At 74.0% G+C, this 16,261-nt stretch carries 15 protein-coding genes; 2 read left to right on the top strand and 13 right to left on the bottom strand.

Features of this window, described 5'->3' with window-relative positions; translation table 11 throughout:
• Positions 1-52: 52 nt before the first annotated feature.
• From VKK44_RS04675 to VKK44_RS04660, 4 genes are all read right to left on the bottom strand, one after another.
• Positions 53-337: a GlsB/YeaQ/YmgE family stress response membrane protein gene (locus tag VKK44_RS04675; RefSeq protein WP_343445593.1), complete on the bottom strand. Its 285-nt coding sequence runs from the start codon at positions 335-337 to the stop codon at positions 53-55.
• A gap of 260 nt (positions 338-597) precedes the next feature.
• Entirely contained in the window at positions 598-882 is a 285-nt protein-coding gene (locus VKK44_RS04670; protein WP_343445592.1) for a GlsB/YeaQ/YmgE family stress response membrane protein, read from the bottom strand.
• Between the two features lie 234 nt (positions 883-1,116).
• Entirely contained in the window at positions 1,117-2,994 is a 1,878-nt protein-coding gene (gene lepA, locus VKK44_RS04665) for a translation elongation factor 4 (protein WP_343445591.1), read from the bottom strand.
• Between the two features lie 128 nt (positions 2,995-3,122).
• Positions 3,123-3,659: a DUF4240 domain-containing protein gene (locus VKK44_RS04660; protein WP_343445590.1), complete on the bottom strand. Its 537-nt coding sequence runs from the start codon at positions 3,657-3,659 to the stop codon at positions 3,123-3,125.
• 56 nt (positions 3,660-3,715) lie between these two features.
• Here VKK44_RS04660 and VKK44_RS04655 point away from each other — a divergent pair, with 56 nt between their 5' ends.
• Both VKK44_RS04655 and rpsT read left to right on the top strand, forming a co-directional pair.
• Positions 3,716-4,714, top strand: a complete 999-nt coding sequence (locus VKK44_RS04655; protein WP_458351605.1) for a phosphotransferase family protein — start codon at positions 3,716-3,718, stop codon at positions 4,712-4,714.
• 193 nt (positions 4,715-4,907) lie between these two features.
• The gene (gene rpsT, locus VKK44_RS04650; RefSeq protein ID WP_091071372.1) at positions 4,908-5,174 is read left to right on the top strand and encodes a 30S ribosomal protein S20; all 267 of its coding nucleotides are present in this window, start codon (positions 4,908-4,910) and stop codon (positions 5,172-5,174) included.
• A 311-nt stretch (positions 5,175-5,485) separates the two neighbouring features.
• Here the strand turns inward: rpsT and VKK44_RS04645 are convergent, their stop codons facing one another.
• From VKK44_RS04645 to pepN, 9 genes are all read right to left on the bottom strand, one after another.
• Positions 5,486-5,989: a hypothetical protein gene (locus VKK44_RS04645; RefSeq protein ID WP_343445589.1), complete on the bottom strand. Its 504-nt coding sequence runs from the start codon at positions 5,987-5,989 to the stop codon at positions 5,486-5,488.
• A complete protein-coding gene (gene holA, locus VKK44_RS04640; RefSeq protein WP_343445588.1) occupies positions 5,986-6,966 on the bottom strand; it encodes a DNA polymerase III subunit delta in 981 nt (326 codons plus the stop codon). Before holA ends, VKK44_RS04645 begins: the two co-directional genes overlap by 4 nt.
• Positions 6,967-7,090: 124 nt before the next feature.
• The gene (locus VKK44_RS04635; RefSeq protein ID WP_343445587.1) at positions 7,091-9,466 is read right to left on the bottom strand and encodes a ComEC/Rec2 family competence protein; all 2,376 of its coding nucleotides are present in this window, start codon (positions 9,464-9,466) and stop codon (positions 7,091-7,093) included.
• Positions 9,463-10,476, bottom strand: a complete 1,014-nt coding sequence (locus VKK44_RS04630) for a helix-hairpin-helix domain-containing protein (RefSeq protein WP_458351604.1) — start codon at positions 10,474-10,476, stop codon at positions 9,463-9,465. Before VKK44_RS04630 ends, VKK44_RS04635 begins: the two co-directional genes overlap by 4 nt.
• Positions 10,477-10,966: 490 nt before the next feature.
• Positions 10,967-11,818: a DegV family protein gene (locus VKK44_RS04625; protein ID WP_343445586.1), complete on the bottom strand. Its 852-nt coding sequence runs from the start codon at positions 11,816-11,818 to the stop codon at positions 10,967-10,969.
• Positions 11,819-11,866: 48 nt separating this feature from the next.
• Entirely contained in the window at positions 11,867-12,496 is a 630-nt protein-coding gene (locus tag VKK44_RS04620) for a histidine phosphatase family protein (protein WP_343445585.1), read from the bottom strand.
• On the bottom strand, positions 12,493-12,864 hold the full coding sequence (gene rsfS, locus VKK44_RS04615; protein ID WP_107155880.1) for a ribosome silencing factor: 372 nt from the start codon (positions 12,862-12,864) through the stop codon (positions 12,493-12,495). Before rsfS ends, VKK44_RS04620 begins: the two co-directional genes overlap by 4 nt.
• A gap of 146 nt (positions 12,865-13,010) precedes the next feature.
• Positions 13,011-13,607, bottom strand: a complete 597-nt coding sequence (nadD, locus tag VKK44_RS04610) for a nicotinate-nucleotide adenylyltransferase (protein WP_107155686.1) — start codon at positions 13,605-13,607, stop codon at positions 13,011-13,013.
• 91 nt (positions 13,608-13,698) lie between these two features.
• On the bottom strand, positions 13,699-16,215 hold the full coding sequence (pepN, locus tag VKK44_RS04605) for an aminopeptidase N (protein ID WP_343445584.1): 2,517 nt from the start codon (positions 16,213-16,215) through the stop codon (positions 13,699-13,701).
• Positions 16,216-16,261 lie beyond the last annotated feature (46 nt).

Genomic DNA, 16,261 nt, shown 5'->3' with positions numbered 1-16,261 from the left:
GAACGGGCGCCCGGCCGGTGGCCGGGCGCCCGTCGAGCGTTGTGGGGCGGGGTCAGTAGCGCGAGACGCTCCGCCGGCGGCCGACGCCGGCCACCAGGGCCACGGCGATGGCGGCGAAGAGCACCTGCAACATCAGCTCACGCCAGTCGATGCCGGCGGTGTCGGCGAAGCCGGAGGCCCGGGCGACGATCGTGCCCAGCAGTGCGGCACCGACGCCGATCAGCATGTGCAGCCACATCGGCATGTTCTGCCGGCCCGGCACGACCAGCCGGCCCAGCGCGCCGACGATCAGACCAACGACCAGCGCCGTGATGATGCCCCAAACGGTGAGCTCCATGGTCGCCCTCCTCCTTCAGATCGTGTCACACGATGTCGTGTGGTTTCTGTCGTGACTGCTAGGTTCCCGACCGCCGAAAAATCCAAACCGACTCCGGTGACGAATTGTTCGGTGCCGCTCTGAGCTGGGGATTCTCGTCCGAATGCGGGCAGCTACCGCCATCACCCACACCATTGGTCAACCCACCGACTTCAATGCGAAACGGCGACGGGCGCCCGGCCGGAAGGCCGGGCGCCCGTCGAGGCGCCTCAATGACGCGGTCAGTGGTGGGTGACGCCCCGCCGGCGACCGACCCCGGCCACCAGGGCCACGGCGATGGCGGCGAAGAGCACCTGCAGCAGCAGCTCACGCCAGTCGATGCCGGCGGTGTCGGCGAAGCCGGACGCCCGGGCGACGATCGTGCCCAGCAGCGCGGCGCCCACACCGATCAGCATGTGCAGCCACATCGGCATGTTCTGCCGGCCCGGCACGACCAGCCGGCCCAGCGCGCCGACGATCAGGCCGACGATCAGCGCGGTGATGATGCCCCAGACGGTGAACTCCACGGTCGGTCCTCCTATAAGCGGTTTCGCACGTTCTGTGCGGTTGCTGTCGTGACCGGTAAGTTCCCGACCGGCCGAAAACCGAAACCGGCCGAATCACCGTCCGGCCGGCCACGGACCGACCCGACGGCACGAAAGCCCAGGTGGGAGCGTTTCCGGGGAGCTGAAAATTTCCTGAGTACGCGAACCGGCCGACACCCTCGCGGAGGGTGCCGGCCGGTTCGTGGGCGTCGAGGGCTACTTCTTGCCGGCGGGCTTGCCGTCGCCGGAGTCGGACGAGAGCGCCGCGATGAAGGCCTCCTGGGGAACCTCCACCCGACCCACCATCTTCATCCGCTTCTTGCCCTCCTTCTGCTTCTCCAGCAGCTTGCGCTTCCGGCTGATGTCACCGCCGTAGCACTTGGCGAGCACGTCCTTGCGGATCGCGCGGATCGTCTCCCGGGCGATCACCCGACTGCCGATGGCCGCCTGGATCGGCACCTCGAACTGCTGGCGGGGGATCAGCGAACGCAGCTTCGCCGCGATCGTCGTGCCGTAGTTGTAGGCCTTGTCCTTGTGCACGATGGCGCTGAACGCGTCCACCGGCTCACCGTGCAGCAGGATGTCCACCTTCACCAGGTCGGACGCCTGCTCGCCGGACGTCTCGTAGTCCAGCGAGGCGTACCCCTTGGTGCGGCTCTTGAGCTGGTCGAAGAAGTCGTAGATGATCTCGGCCAGCGGCAGCGTGTAGCGCAGCTCCACCCGGTCGGCGGAGAGATAGTCCATGCCGAGCAGGTTGCCCCGGCGGCCCTGACACAGCTCCATCACCGCGCCGACGTAGTCGTTGGGCGTCAGCACGGTGGCCCGCACGGTCGGCTCGTACACCTCGGCGATCTTGCCGGTGGGGTACTCGCTCGGGTTGGTCACCACGATCTCCTGATCGTCCTCCGTGATGGCCCGGTAGACCACGTTCGGCGCGGTGGAGATCAGGTCGAGGTTGAACTCCCGCTCCAGCCGCTCCCGGATGATCTCCAGGTGCAGCAGGCCGAGGAAGCCGCAGCGGAAGCCGAAGCCCAGCGCGCCGGACGTCTCCGGCTCGTAGACCAGCGCCGCGTCGTTGAGCTTGAGCTTGTCCAGCGCCTCGCGCAGGTTCGGGTAGTCCGAGCCGTCGATCGGATAGAGGCCCGAGTAGACCATCGGCTTCGGGTCCTTGTAGCCGCCGAGCGCCTCCCTGGCCGGGTTGCCGTTGATGGTGACCGTGTCACCGACCCGCGACTGGCGGACGTCCTTCACGCCGGTGATCAGGTAGCCCACCTCGCCGACGCCGAGCGCGTCGGCCTTCACCATCTCCGGCGAGATGACGCCGATCTCCAGCAGCTCGTGCACCGCGCCGGTGGACATCATCTTGATCCGGTCCCGGGCCGAGATCCGGCCGTCGATCACCCGGACGTACGTGACCACGCCCCGGTAGACGTCGTACACCGAGTCGAAGATCATCGCGCGGGCCGGCTCGTCGGCCTCCCCGACCGGCGGCACGAACTGCCGGACGATCTCGTCGAGCAGGTACGGCACACCCTCGCCGGTCTTGCCGGAGACCCGGATGCAGTCCGCCGGGTCACCGCCGATCAGGTGCGCCAGCTCCTCGGCGTACTTGTCCGGCTGGGCCGCCGGCAGGTCGATCTTGTTGAGCACCGGGATGATGCGCAGGTCGTTCTCGAGCGCCAGGTAGAGGTTCGCGAGAGTCTGCGCCTCGATGCCCTGCGCGGCGTCGACGAGCAGGACCGCGCCCTCGCAGGCGGCCAGCGAACGGGACACCTCGTAGGTGAAGTCGACGTGGCCGGGAGTGTCGATCATGTTGAGCACGGCAGTCTCGCCGACCCGGTCACCCTCCCGGATCGTCCACGGCATCCGGACGGCCTGGCTCTTGATGGTGATGCCGCGCTCGCGCTCGATGTCCATCCGGTCCAGGTACTGCGCGCGCATCTGCCGGGGGTCGACCACGCCGGTGAGCTGCAACATCCGGTCGGCCAGGGTCGACTTCCCGTGGTCGATGTGGGCGATGATGCAGAAGTTCCGGATGCGCGCCGGGTCGGTGGCACCAGGAGCGTTCGCGCCGGGATCGAGCTTCGGTGGCACAGCGGTCCGTTCTGGTCGGCTGACGTGAGCGGGCCGGCGCGCCGCCGGCCCCCTCTATGCTCCCACGTCGTCCGGCGCGCGCCCGGGCTCCCCCGGCACTGCCCGGCCGTCCGCCGCCGCGCGGGGCCTCACTCCGCCGGCGGCTCGACGAAGAGCGCGGCCAGCCCGGGCAGCCGGCGGCGGGCCTCCTCCTCGTCGTCGAAGTCCCAGAAGTCGTTCAGGTCCGGCACCTTCACCGGATCACGATCGGCCGGCAACTCGGACGCGGTGGCCTGCCGGTACGCCTCCCAGGGCACCGACAGCATCCGCTCGCACTCGAACTCCTCGCCGCTGAGCGCGGCGGCCCGGACCCGGGGCAACGCGGCCAGCGAATCCGGCTCGGTCACCGCCCGGGCGAAGACGTCCCGACCCTGCGTCATGAGCCAGCCCCGGAAATATTCGAAGCCGTCGTCCGAGGCGCCGCCGTTGATCAGGTACGCCGCGCCCCACAGGTCGACCCGGTAGGAGGCGGCGAGCACCCGCCGCTGGTGGTGGGCGTACCCGACGATCTCCTCCGGATCGCGCTCGGCGAGCAGCGCGACCGCCCGCACCGCGACCGCGTCGGCCTCTCCCCCGGCACCGGCCCGGGCCTGGTCGATCAACTGCCAGAAGTCCTCGGTCCTCATGGTCGGCAGTCTGGCAGACCCCACCGACGCGCCGTCCACACCCGGAGGTGGTGGCGGTGCGGCAGCATGATGCGGTGCGTGCGATCTCGCTACCGCCCGTCCCGTACGGGGAGACAGCCGAACGACCCGGCTGGGCCGACCTGCCGGACGGGCTGCGCGACGCGCTGGCGGCCCGGCTCGGCGGCCCACCGGCCGCGGTCCGGGTGGCCGGCGGCGGCTTCACGCGCGGCTTCGCCGCCGTGCTGACCGGCCCGACCGGCGACCGGGTGTTCGTCAAGGCGGCGGCGCTGACCGGGCAGCGGCACCTGGTCGACTGGTACGCCCGCGAGGCCGCGATCCTGGCCCGGCTCCCCGCCGGTTTGCCGGTGCCCCGGCCACGCTGGGCGTTGACCGCGGCCGGCTGGTACGCGCTCGCGCTCGACGCGATCGACGGGCGCACCCCCCGGCTGCCCTGGGACCCGGCCGAGCTGGCGGCGGCCCTCGCCGCGTACGCCCGGGTGGCCGCCGCGCTCGCCGACCCGCCCGCGCCGCTCGTCGCGCTCGGACTGCCGCGCCTGGCCGACCTGGCCCGCGACGACATCCTGTGGTGGGGCGAGGTGGCCGCCGGCCGCGAACCGCTGCCCGAGCCGGCGGCGGGTGCCCCGCTGGCGGAACTGGTCGCGCTGGAGTCCCGCCTGCCCGGGTACGCCGACGCCGCCCCCGGGCTGGCCCACGGCGACCTGCGGGTGGACAACCTCCTGATCGACGCCGACGGTCGCGCCTGGCTCTGCGACTGGCCCTGGCTCTGCCACGGGCCCGCCTGGTTCGACCTGGCCGGCCTGCTGCTCACCGGGTACGCCAGCGGCCTCGACGCGGACACCGCCTTCGCCGGTCACCCGGTGACCGCCGGGGCGCCCCCGGACGCGCTGGACGTGAGCCTCGCCGCACTCGCCGGCTACTTCCTCACCGGCGCCGCCGCCGGACCGTCGACCGCCTCCCCGCACCTGCGGTCCCACCAGCGGTGGAGCGGCACACAGGCACTCGCCTGGCTGACCGCCCGTCGAGGCTGGGCCTGACCGGGCAAGGAGGGGCCCCGCTTGACGTCCCCGGTAGCGAAGGGGCCCCCTCTCAGCCCTGCTGACCGGCGCGTTCGGGAGGCGTTTTGGCTCGTCCCGGGCGACCTGGTAGCCTGACCATTCGCGCGGCGATGACGCATGCTCGTCGCGTACGCAAGCTGACCAACCCGAGCTATCAAGACGAGGCTGTCGCGTGGCGAACATCAAGTCCCAGATCAAGCGCAACCGGCAGAACGAGAAGCGCCGGCTGCGTAACAAGTCGGTCAAGTCGTCGCTGAAGACCGCCATCCGAAAGTTCCACGAGGCTGCCGAGGCGGGCGACGCCGAGAAGGCCACTGTGCTCATGCAGGAGGCCACCCGGAAGCTGGACAAGGCCGCCAGCAAGGGTGTCATCCACGCCAACCAGGCGGCGAACCGGAAGTCGGCGATCGCCAAGCGCGTCGCCTCGTTCTCGGCCTGACGAGACCGTAGACCCGACCGGAAGCCCCGGGGCCACCGCCCCGGGGCTTCCGGCTGTCCGCGTTCTCCGTCCAGGGCAGTGAGCCAACGCGGCTCCCGACAGCTCCGCTCCGCGCCCGAACGGTCGAGATCCGGCAAGATTCTGCCCTTTGGGGCTCGTTCGCCTCCGAGATCTCGCGATGGCTGGAGCAGGCGCGTCGCCACGCGGTCCGGCGCTCCGGGCCGTCCTCGTCGGCGTCGACCTCGGGGAGCACGCGAGCCGGCGCAGCCCGGCGGAGCCGCACGGGAGTGGCGGGGCGGCACTACCGGCGGTCAGCGGAAGGAATCGGGCCAGGTGATCTCGGAAGTGGCCCGCCGGCCCCGCTCGTCGGGCCGGTCGAGCGGCAACGCCGCGCGCCCCGCCCGGTGGTACGGAACCGCCGAACGGGTCGCACCCCGGTCGTCGCCGGGCAGGCTCAGGCCACCGGGCACCGCCCGGACCGTGGCCGGCACCCGCGCCCGCCCGACGACCGGCTCCATCTGCCGGCGGAAGCGGTCCCGCTCCTGGTCGGGCACCTGGGCCGCGGTACGGATCACGATCTCGGCCACCACGTCGTTGAGTTTGACCATGGCCGCCACGGCCGTCGGCAGCACCAGCACCGCCCACCAGCTCACCAACTCGGCGAGCGAGAGCAGCACGGCCAACGCCACCGCGCCCTCGAAGAAGACGAAGCAGAGCACCCCACCCGGGTTGACGAAGCGCAGGCCGAGCGCCCGGGCGTAGAGGGGCCGGAAACGGTCCTCGTCCGTCGGCAGGGTCGACCACGCCCGGGTCACCGGACGCCGCCCTGCCGGGCCGCGGCCACCGAGAAGACGGCCCGCTCCAACGCGTACGCCCGGTCGTCGGCGCCGCCCTTGACGGCCGCGTTGCACTCGGCGGCGGCCCGCATCGCCTCGACCAGGCCCTCCGGCGTCCAGCCCCGACTCTGGCGTTGGGCCCGCTCGATCTTCCACGCCGGCATGCCCAGGCTGCTGGCGAGCTGGTAGGCGCTGCCCCGCCCGGCCGAGGCGACCCGGGCCACGGTCCGCACGCCGTCGGCGAGCGCGTCGGCGATGGGCACCGGATCGACCCCGACGTGCAGCGCCCAGCGCAGCGCCTCCAGGGCACCGGGAACGTCGCCGACCATCGTCGCGTCGGCCACGGTGAAGCCGGTCACCTCGACCCGGCCCCGGTAGTAGCGGGCGACCGTCTCGGCGTCGATCCGCCCGTCGGTGTCGGCGACGAGCTGCGAGCAGGCGGCGGCCAGCTCACGCAGGTCGTTGCCGACCGCGGCGATCAGCGCCTCGGCCGCGTCCTCGGCGCACTTCCCGCCATGGCGGCGGATCTCGTCCCGGACGAAGGCGACCCGCTCGCGGTGCCCCTTGAGCTTGCCCGCCGGCACCACCGTGGCGCCCGCCGACCGCAGACCGTCGGCGAACGCCTTGCCCTTGGCGCCGCCCAGGTGCAGCACCACGAGCTGCACGTCCGGGTCGGGATTCTTCGCGTACGCCAGCAGCGCGGCGGACAGATCCTTGCGGGTGTCCTGGCCGGAGCGGAGCACCAGCACCCGGCGACCGCCGAACAGCGACGGGCTCAGCATCTCGTCGATCTCGCCGACCGCCACCGAGCCGGCCTGGTACTCCCGCACGTCCACGTCGGGGTCCACCGCGCGGGCCCGGGCGACCGCTTCGGAGACCGCTCGCGTGGCGAGCAGCTCCTCGTCGCCGAGGACGAGCAGAATGGGAGGCAGGCTGGCGGGGGTCACGTCGCACATACTCGCACGCCCTGCGGGCGGATCGTGCCTGCTCATCGGGGACTGTGACCGCGCAGCCCGCACTCAGCGCAAATCCAGACATTTGACTTGATCCTCCATCTATAGCGACAGAACCACAGCGCGTTCACCGTGACCGCCCCGGTTCGATGCCGCGCGCCACCACCGCCAGGCCGGCCCCGACCCGGACGACGGCCACGTCCCCGTCGGTGTCGGTACGCATCACCCGCGCGCCGCCCCTGCTCAACCGACCCAGCAGGCCGGCATTGGGGTGCCCGTAGTCGTTGTCGACACCGACGCAGACCAGCGCGACCGCCGGGCGGACCGCGGCGAGGAAGTCCGGGTCCTGGTACGCCGACCCGTGGTGCGCCACCTTCAGCACGTCCGCCCGGAACGCGCCGGCCGGCCCCGTCTCCAGCAACGCCCGCTGCTCCTCGGTCTCGGCGTCCCCGGCCAGCAGGACCCGCACGCCGGCCACCGTGGCGGTCAGCACCAGGGAATTGTTGTTCGGGTCGGAGCGGCTGCCGCGCAGCGGGTAGGGCGGCCCCGCCGCGACCAGCTCCACCGCACCGGCCCGCCAACGCCAGCCCGCCGGCACCGGGGCGAGCGACGCGTCGCCCCGGCGGGCCGCCTCACGCACCTGGGCCACCCCGTAGGGCGGCTCGGACCAGGACGGGCCCACCACCGCGCCCACCCGCCGACCCCGGAACACCCCGGCGACCCCACCCACGTGGTCGGCGTGAAAGTGGCTGACCACCAGCAACGACACCTCGCGTACGCGGAGGCGGCGCAGGCAGGCGTCCACGCCGGACGGCTCCGGGCCGGCGTCGACCACCACGACCCGGCCGGCGGCGACCGGCAGCACCACCGCGTCACCCTGGCCCACCGCGCACGCCACCACCACCCAGTCGCGCGGCGGCCACCCGGAGGCGAGCAGCCGGATCGGCAGCGCGCCCAGCACCACGGCGACCACGACGACCGCGACCAGCCGTCGGACCCGACGCCGCCGGGCGGCGAGCAGCAGCGCCACGCTCACGGCGGCCAGCAGCAGACCGCCGGCCACCCCGCCCGGCCAGGGCAGGTTCCCGGCCGGCAGCCCGGCCCCGTGGGTCGCCACCGCCACCAGCCAACGCGCCGGCCAGCTCGCCAGCCAGGCGAGGAACTCCGCGCCGGTCGGCCACACCGGCGACAGCACCGCGGCGAGCACACCCAGCACCGTGGCCGGCGCGACGGCGGGCACGACCAGCAGGTTCGCCGGCACCGCCACGAGGCTGACGGTCGCCGACAGAGCGGCGATCACCGGGCCGCAGGCGAGCTGCGCGGCGGCCGGCACCGCCAGCGCCTCCGCCAGTCCCGGCGGTACGCCCCGGCGGCGCAACGCGTCCCGCCAGCCCGGCGCGAGCAGCAGCAGCCCGCCGGTGGCACAGACCGACAACGCGAAGCCCGGGTCACCGGCGAGGTCCGGGTCCAGCAGCACCAGCCCGGCGACGGTCGCGGCCAGGGCGGGCAGCGCGGCCCGGGACCGCCCGGCGGCGAGCGCGGCGAGCCCGATCGCACCCATCGCCGCGGCACGCACCACGCTCGGGGAGGGACGCACCAGGATGACGAAGCCGACAAGCGCCAGACCGCAGAGCGCCACGGCGGTACGCGGACCGGCGCGCGACCAGCGGGCCAGCAGCAGCACCGCCCCCACGACGATGGCCACGTTGGACCCGGACACCGCGTTGAGATGCGTCATCCCGGTGGCCCGGAAGTCCTCCTCCACCTCGGGCGGCAGCCGGCTGGTGTCCCCCACCACCAGGCCGGGCAGCAGCCCGCCCGGAGCGTCCGGCAACGGTTCGCAGGCCCGCTGCAACCCGGACCGCAACACGCCGGCCGCCCGCTGCGGCCACGACGCGTCGCCGTGCCGGGTGGGCGGCCCGGTGGCCGAGAGCACCGCCGCGGTCAGGTCCCCGCCACGCGGCGCGGCCAGCCGCCCACCGGCGGTGACCCGCTGGCCCGGCAGCAGCCCCCGCCAACCGGGGTCGGTGGCGAGCACCAGACCCCGCACCGGGCCGGTGACCTGACCGCCGTCGGCGCCGGTGAGGCGTACCAGGTCGACCCGGACCAGCAGCGTGGCCGGGCGGCCGGGCACGCCGCGCACCGGGCGGGGGTCGTCCCGGACCACCAGCTCGGCGGTGACCAGGGCCCGCTCGCTGACCAACGCGCGCACCGCGTCGGCGTCGCGGACCGCGACCCGCGCGCCGGTGGCCGCCGCCCCGCAGAGCGTGCCGAGCAGGACGGCGACGGCGATCCAGCCGTACCGGCGGGCCGGACCGGCGGGACGCCCCAGCACGCCACCGAGGTGCAGGCCCACCACCAGCGCGAGCACGGCGGCGACGGCGGCCAGCCCGGTGGTCGACCGGACGGGAAGATGCAGCCCGGCGAGCGCGGCGAGCCAGGCCGCCACCGCGAACCCGGCCAGCCGCAGGTCCGGCCCGGCCTCCGCACCGTCGACGCTCACACCGTCACCAGTTCCTTGAGCTGCTCGTAGCGGGCGTCCCCGATGCCGTCGACCTGACGCAGGTCGGCCACGGACCGGAACCCGCCGTGCTGGTCCCGGTGGTCGAGGATCCGCTGGGCGAGCACCGGGCCGACGCCGGGCAGCGCGTCGAGCTGGGCCAGCGTGGCGGTGTTCAGGTTGACCGGCCCGGCCGCCGGACCACCGGGCGCACCGCCGCCGGCCGCCGGACCGGGGGCTGGCTGTCCGGGTGGGGCGGTGACGCCGACCAGGATCAGCTCACCGTCGGTGACCTTCCGGGCGGGGTTGAGCAACGCGACGTCGATCCCGGGCAGTGCTCCCCCGGCCGCCGTCAGGGCGTCGGCCAGCCGGGCGCCGGCCGGGAGCCGGACCAGCCCGGGGCGGCGGACCTTGCCGGCCACCGTGACGACCACCTGGCCGGACGAACCGGGCGGCGACGCCTCCGTCACCGCGCCGGCCGGCGCCCGCGTCGTCACCCCGGCCGGCATCTCGCCGACCGGCGCGACCGGCCGGACGGGTTCGGCGCTCGGCCGGGATCGCCACGCCCAGACGGCGGCCACCAGGACGACGAGCGCGGCCACGGCGGCGAGGGCGCGGACGCCACGCCGGCCCGGGTCGAACGCGCCCGGCCCGGGCAGCCGGGCAGTCGAGCCGCGCGCGGGCGCCCGGAACTCCTCGGGTGGATTCTCGTCGGGCCCGTCGTCGTCCACCATGGATGCCGTGCCCGGCTCGGCCAGATGGTCCAGCCCGGTGCCGGGCTCCGGGTGGCCGCGTCGCGGCCCGGAACGGGCCGCCTCGCCCAGCCGAGGCCCGGGGTCCGGCAAACCCCACGGCTCGGCAAGGGGGTGCGTGGGTGACGGCTCGGGCGTCGCCGCTCCGACCGGATCCCGCACGCTGCCGGCGGAAGCCACCGCGCCGGCAGCCGTCCGACCGACCGGCGTGAACAGCCGGGCGAGTCGCCGCCGTACCGTCGCTTCGTCGTCGTCTGGCACGGCTCAGGACGCTACGACGCCAGCGAGCCGTTGACCGGTCCGCGACTGCTCACCTGTGGACAGTGGTGCCCTTGTGGACAACCACCCGATCATGCCGCCGATGTGCTATCGATGCCCTCGCCGCGGTTCCGTACCGACCGCTGACCGCGGGCTTCCCCGGGCGGTGGCGGCTGGCCGGCCTGTTCGGGCGTGGTGCCTCGCGCAGGGCTACGGACGGGATGCGGAGAACGGTTCAGGGGGCGACCCACCTACGCCATCAAGTTTGCAGGCGCACCGTCTCGGCATCGGCTCGCAGGATCGCCCGCGCTAGCGCCGGTCAGCGTGCCTCGGGGTCCAGCCCGAGCACGGCCCGGCCCCCGTCGACCGGCAGCGTCACGCCGTTGACGAACGAAGCCGACGCCGACAGCAGGAACGCGACCGGCGGCCAGCCGCTCGATGACGGCCCGCCCGACCCCGCGCCCGCCGCCGGTGACGACGTACGACCGCGCGCTCACCCGCGGCGGTGGACGACCACGCAGGCCAGTCCGGGGCCGGCGTGCGCGGCGACCACCGCGCCGGCCTCGGTGACGTACGTGTCGTGCAGCCGGTCGCCCAGCCGCTCGGTCAGCGCCGCCAGCAACGCCTCGGCGCGCTGCGGGGCGGCGAGGTGGTGCACCGCGAGGTCGACGTCGGCGTCACCTGCCGTCTCGACGGCCAGGTCGACCAGGCGCGCCACGCCCCGGCTCGCGGTGCGGACCTTGTCCCGTACCACGATCGCGCCGTCCGGCATGTGCATGATCGGCTTGACCGACAGGGCGGTGCCGAGCAGTGCCTCGGCCGCGTTGATCCGGCCGCCCCGACGCAGGAACTCCAGCGTGTCGACGTAGAAGAAGATGGTGGTGCGGTCGGTCGCGTCCCGGGCCGCCGCGCGTACCCCGGTCGGGTCGGCGCCCCCGGCGGCGGCCGAGGCGGCGGCGAGCGCCGGGAAGCCGAGGCCCATGCCGGTGGATCGGCTGTCCACCACCGCGACACGGTCGGCGCCGACCTCGGTGGCGGCCAGCCGGGCCGCGTCGACGGTGCCGGACAGCTCGGCGGAGAGGTGCACCGAGACCACGCCCTCCGCGCCGTCGGCGAGCAACGCGCGGTAGACCTGCGCGAACTGTGCCGGCGCGGGCCGGGACGTGCTCACCGAGACGCGCCGGGCACCCAGCGCGCGGGTGGCGTCCGCCGGGAAGGTCTCGATGCCCTCCAGCCCTTCGGCGCCGTTGAGCACGACGGTCAGCGGGACGACGGTGAGCCGGTGCGCGCGGACCAGCTCGGGGGGTAGGTAGGCGGTGGAGTCGGTGACGACCGCTACGGGCATGACCGGCACGCTAGCCGATGTCGCGGTGCCGCGCCGGGGCCGACCGGCTCAGGCCGCGTCGGTGAGCGCCGGCTGGGTGATCAGCCCGACATTGTGCGCGCGCAGGTGCCAGCCGCGGACGTCGTCGTGGCGCAGCTCGGTCCAGTGGCAGTTGGCCAGCGAGCCGACGCTGCGCAGCACCGCATGGTCCCAGCCGAGCAGGTGGCCGACGCCCTGCCGGGCCCCGCCGCCGTGGGTGGCGACCACCACGGTTCCGCCGGCGGCCAGGTCGGCCGCGTTCTGGAACGCGGCGCCGAGCCGCCTGCCCAGATCGTGCAGGCTCTCGATACCGGCGCCGGGGTCGGGGTCGCCGGCCCGCCAGCGGGCGTACTCGTCGGGGAACCGCTCGGCGGCCTCGGTCAGGGCCAGGCCCTGCCACTTGCCGAAGTGCCGCTCCCGCAGCCGCGGGTCGGAACGGACCGGCAGCCCGGTCAGCGCGGCCAGCGCGGCGGCGGTGTCGGCGGCGCGGCGCAGGTCGCTGGCGACGATGGCGTCCGGGCGCAGCGCGGCCAGCACCGGCGCGGCGGCGCGGGCCTGCTCCCGGCCGAGGTCGTTGAGCGGCACGTCGGTCTGGCCCTGGACCCGGCTCTGCGCGTTCCAGTCGGTGTTGCCGTGCCGCCAGATGATCAGGCGGGTCATTCGGCGGTGGCGGTGCCGGCGGCCGAGTCGGCCAGGTCGCGGTCCACGAACGGGATCTGCGGGCAGTCCTTCCAGAGCCGGTCGAGCGCGTAGAACTCGCGCTCCTCGGTGTGCTGGACGTGCACCACGATGTCGACGTAGTCGAGCAGCACCCAGCGACCGCCCCGCTCACCCTCGCGGCGGACCGGCTTGGCCTTCTCCGGCAGCTCCAGCAGGCGCTCCTCGATGGCGTCGACGATGGCGAGGACCTGACGCTCGTTCGGAGCGGAGGCCACCAGGAACGCGTCGGTGATCGCGAGCTGGTCGCCCACGTCGATGATGACGATGTCCTGTGCCTTCTTGTCGGCCGCGGCCTGGGCAGCGGCCATCGCCAGCTCGTAGGCGCGTTCCGGAATGGTGGTCACCGTTCTCCTTCGATCAACCGTGCGACCCTCCAAGCCTCTCACACCGGCCGGCGCGACGACCTGTCAGTTCTTGCCGGTTATCGGCATGAAAGGGGATGTAACGGGCGAGATCACCGCTGGTAGAGGCGCCGTTTGGCGATGTACTGCACCACACCGTCCGGTACCAGGTACCACACCGGCTCGCCCCGACCGACCCGGGCGCGGCAGTCGGTCGAGGAGATGGCCATGGCGGGCACCTGCACCAGGCTGACCGAGTCGGCCGGAAGGTGCTTGTCGGTCAGCTCGAAACCGGGACGGGTCACCCCGATGAAGTGGGCCAGCTCCAGGACGTCATCCAGGTCCTTCCAGGAGAGGATGCGCTCCAGCGCGTCCGCGCCGGTGATGAAGAAGAGCTGCGCCTTCGGCCCGTACTCGGCGTGCAGGTCGCGCAGCGTGTCGACGGTGTAGGTGGGGCCACCGCGGTCGATGTCGACGCGGCTCACCTGGAAGCGGGGGTTGGAGGCGGTCGCGATCACGGTCATCAGGTAGCGGTCCTCGGCCGGACTGACCGGTTCGTCCGCCTTCTGCCACGGTTGCCCGGTCGGCACGAAGACCACCTCGTCCAGGCCGAACCGGTCGGCCACCTCGCTCGCCGCCACCAGGTGACCGTGGTGGATCGGGTCGAACGTGCCGCCCATGATGCCGATCCGCCGGATGTCTTCCTCCACCCCGCGATCCTAGGCCGCGCCCCGGCGCCGGTCGGCCGGGGTCGCCGGCTCGCGCCGGGCGGGCGGACGGCCGCCCGGCGCGATGCGTCGGTCAGGCGCCCGCGGCGGCCACCGCCGTCCGGGCCACCAACGCGCGGCGCAGGTCGTCGTCCAGGTCGACGACCCGCCGGCGCAGCCCCGGCGTCAGGTCGTCGCGGGCCAGCAGCGCCGCGGCCAGCTCCCGGGTGGGCTGCGACACGGCGTAGCGCGGGAACGCCAGCGCGGCCACCCGGTCCGCCAGCCAGGCGGTACGTCTCCGCGCGGCCGTCGGCATGTCGGCGAAGAACCGCTCGACGTACGCGGCGGTCAGCTCCGCCTGCTCCGGCTGCCAGAACCCCTCGGCGGTGGCCTCCACCAACCGGTTCGACAACTCGGTGTTGTGGATGACGATCTCCCAGGCCGCCCGCTTGGCGTCGGCGTCCGGCAGCGCCGCCCGGCAATCGGCCGCCCGCTCGGCACCGGTGGCGCTGCGGTCGGCAGCCGCCTCGGCGGCGATCTCCGCCGCACCGGCGCCGCCCAGCACCACCAGCCGGTGCAGCAACGCCCAGCGCAGGTCGGCGTCGACCGCCAGCCCTTCCGGCACGCCCGAGCCGGCCAGCCAACCGGTGAGCAGATCGACGTCCGTGGTGGCGCCGATCAGGCCCCGGGCGGCGGCGAGCTGGAGCGAACCGCCGGCGGGGGCACCCGCCAGCAACGCCCGGCACGCCTCGGCGATCCGCAGCAGCGCCGCGTCCCGGGCCAGCGGCTCCAGATAGCGGTCGACGAGGTTCCGGCTGAGCGTGAGCACGTCCTCGGCGATGATCACCTCGGTCTCGGTCGGCAGCGCGGCGGCGATCAGGGTGACCAGGGCGGCGACCGGCCGCTCGCCGTCGGTGGCGGCGTCCAGCGCCTCGCCCCAGAGCAGCGCCCGGGCCAGCGGGTCGTCGAGCCCGGGGAGCAGCATCGGCACCGCGTCGGCGGAGGCCGGGTCGAGCCGGATCTTGGCGAACGTGAGGTCGCCGTCGTTGGGTAGCAGCAGGCCGGTGGCGGGCTGACCGACCAGCTCGGGCAGCGGCGTCCGGCCGCCGTCCGCGTCCGGGTCGAGGTCGACCACGAACCGGCGCGCCGGACCCTCGGCGGTGTAGTGGGCCACGCCGATGCGGTGCGGTCGCAGCACCGGATGGGTCGCCGGCGCGGTCTGCGCCACGGCCACCCCGGTCCACCGGCCGTCGGCGTCCACCGCGGTTTCCATCCGCAGCGTGTTGACCTGCGCGCGGCGCAGCCACCGCTCGGCCCAGCCGCCGAGGTCCCGGCCGGCGGCCGAGGCGAGACTGTCGAGCAGGTCGGCGAGGGTGGCGTTGCCGAACCGGTGCGCGGCGAAGTGCGCGTTCAGGCCGGCGAGGAACACGTCGTCGCCGAGCCCGGCGACGAGCTGGCGCAACACCCCGGCGCCCTTGGCGTACGAGATGCCGTCGAAGTTGAGCAGGCCCGCCGCGGCGTCGGCGACCTCCTCGGGCGCCACCGGGTGGGTGGAGGGGCGCTGGTCGGCGGCGTACCCCCACGCCTTGCGGCGCAGCGCGAAGGTGGTCCAGGCCTGGTCGAAGCGGGTGGCCTCGGCGGTGACGCGGGTGCCGAGGTACTCCGCGAACGACTCGTTCAGCCACAGGTCGTCCCACCAGCGCATGGTGACCAGGTCGCCGAACCACATGTGCGCCATCTCGTGGGCGATCACGGTGGCCCGGTACTCGCGCTGGCTGTCGGTGACCGCGGATCGGAAGACGTAGTCGTCGCGCAGCGTCACCAGGCCCGGGTTCTCCATCGCGCCGGCGTTGAACTCGGGCACGAACGCCTGGTCGTACTTGCCGAACGGGTAGCGCTCGGCGAAGAGCTGGTGGAAGCGGTCGAGGCACTGCCGGGTGACGGTGAAGATCTCGTCCGCGTCGGCGTCGAGGTGCGCGGCGAGCGAACGCCGGCAGTAGAGGCCGAGCGGGATGCCGTCGTGCTCGGCGTGCCGCACGTGCCAGGGCCCGGCGACCAGCGAGACGAAGTAGGTGGCCAGCGGCGCGGTCGGGGCGAACTCCCACCGCCCCGGCGCCGGCCGGGCGGCGAGCTGCCCGTTGGCGGCCACCGTCCACTCCGGCGGCGCGGTGACCGCCAGCGTCACCGGGGCCTTCAGGTCGGGCTGGTCGAACGCGGCGAAGATGCGCGGCCCGTCGTCCAGGAAGGACATCGCGTAGAGGTACGTCTCGCCGTCGGCCGGGTCGACGAAGCGGTGCAGCCCCTCGCCGGTGTTGGAGTAGGCCATCTCGGCCTCGACGGTGAGCGTGTTGGTCCCGGCCAGCCCGGTGAGCGGCAGCCGTTCGTCGACCAGCAGGGCCGGATCGAGGTCGCGGTCGTTGAGGCGGGCCCGCCGGAGTCGGCGGGGTTTGACGTCGACGAACGTCTCGGCGCCGGGGGTGGCCCGGAACCGGATGGTGGTGGTGGAGCGGAACCGCTCGGCGCCGCCGGTCACGTCGAGGTCCACCTGGTAGGACTCGACGGTGATCGACGCGCCACGCGCGGTCGCCTCTGCACGGGTCAGGCTTGGCATCCGCTTATCCTGCCCGATGAGGTCCGCACGGGCCTTCCTGTGACGC

The organism is Micromonospora sp. DSM 45708, from assembly GCF_039566955.1.
In the GTDB taxonomy this organism is placed as follows: domain Bacteria; phylum Actinomycetota; class Actinomycetes; order Mycobacteriales; family Micromonosporaceae; genus Micromonospora.
This window is presented reverse-complemented; position numbering and strand designations above follow the sequence as displayed.